This window comes from Mesorhizobium sp. M7A.F.Ca.CA.003.01.2.1 (genome assembly GCF_003998945.1).
In the GTDB taxonomy this organism is placed as follows: domain Bacteria; phylum Pseudomonadota; class Alphaproteobacteria; order Rhizobiales; family Rhizobiaceae; genus Mesorhizobium; species Mesorhizobium ciceri.
Map to the genome: position 1 here is coordinate 1 of NZ_RZRA01001112.1, position 1,627 is coordinate 1,627.

The 1,627-nt window shown below is 61.5% G+C and carries 1 protein-coding gene; it reads left to right on the plus strand.

Features of this window, described 5'->3' with window-relative positions:
* Positions 1-1,403: alpha-glucosidase/alpha-galactosidase (locus EN969_RS30270; protein ID WP_164758631.1), on the plus strand; the 1,403-nt coding region annotated here is incomplete at its 5' end.
* Positions 1,404-1,627 lie beyond the last annotated feature (224 nt).

Consider the following 1,627-nt stretch of genomic DNA (forward strand, 5'->3'; position numbering starts at 1 on the left):
ACATTCTGTGCGTGCCCGAATTCAAGGACATCGAATTCGCGCTGACCGACGTCAGCGAGCACAATCTTCAGATGATCAAGGCGATCCTCGACAGGATCGTCCAGGCAAACAGGTTGCCGACCACGGTGACGGCGACCACCGACCGCCGCAAGGCGCTCGAAGGCGCTCGCTACGTCATCAGCTGCGTGCGGGTCGGCGGCCTCGAAGCCTACGCCGACGATATCCGCATTCCCTTGAAATACGGCATCGACCAGTGCGTCGGCGATACGATCTGTGCCGGCGGCATTCTCTATGGCCAGCGCAACATTCCGGTGATCCTGGATTTCTGCAAGGACATACGCGAGGTCGCCGAGACGAACGTCAAATTCCTGAACTACGCCAACCCGATGGCGATGAACACCTGGGCGGCGATCGAATACGGCAAGGTCGACACTGTCGGGCTCTGTCACGGCGTCCAGCACGGCGCCGAGCAGATCGCCGAGGTGCTTGGCGCGAAGTCCACGCAGGAGCTCGACTATGTCTGTTCCGGCATCAACCACCAGACCTGGTTCATCGATCTGCGCCTCAACGGCCGCCCCATTGGCAAGGATGAACTGGTGGCCGCTTTCGAGGCGCATCCGGTCTATTCCAGGCAGGAGAAGCTGCGCATCGACGTCCTGAAGCGCTTCGGCGTCTATTCGACCGAAAGCAACGGTCATCTTTCCGAATATCTGCCCTGGTACCGCAAACGTCCCGACGAGATCACGCGCTGGATCGATATGTCCGACTGGATTCACGGCGAGACCGGCGGCTATCTCCGCTACTCCACCGAAACCCGCAACTGGTTCGAGACGGAATATCCGCAGTTCCTCGAAGCGGCGTCCAAGCCGATCGACCGCGAGAAACGCTCCAACGAGCATGCCAGCCACATATTGGAGGCGCTGGAGACCAACCGCGTCTATCGCGGCCACTTCAACGTCAAGAACAATGGGGTGATCACCAACCTGCCGCACGATGCCATCATCGAGTCGCCGGGCTTCGTCGACCGTTTCGGCATCAACATGGCCGCCGGCATCACGTTGCCGGAGGCTTGCGCCGCCACCTGCATCGCTTCGATCAACGTCCAGCGCATGTCGGTGCATGCCGCGATATCGGGCGACATCGATCTTCTGAAGCTCGCCGTGCTGCATGACCCGTTGGTCGGCGCGGTTTCGACGCCGGAGGAGGTCTGGCAGATGGTCGACGAAATGGTCGTCGCCCAGGCAGCCTGGCTGCCGCAATACGCCCATGCGGTTCCGGCCGCCAGGGAGCGGCTGTCGACATCCAAGGTGAAGACCCGCGAGTGGGCGGGCGCCGCACGGCGCAGCATTCGCTCGATCGAGGAATTGCGCGCCGAAAAAGCCGCGCTGAAGCAAGCCGGCTGAAACGGGCCGGCTGAAACGGGCCGGCTGGAAATTCATGCGGTGATGGTGGATCCATGGGAGGCGGATCCACTGCCACGAAGCCGTTTGAATTCGAGGAGAGGCGGAGCGGGTGCAAACGCTCCGGACCAACAAGAGGGAGAGAGAGACAGTGAGGAATTTACGCAATATCGGCCTTGCTGCCGGACTGGCGCTGAGCGTCTCGGTCTCGGCACTCAGTGCATACG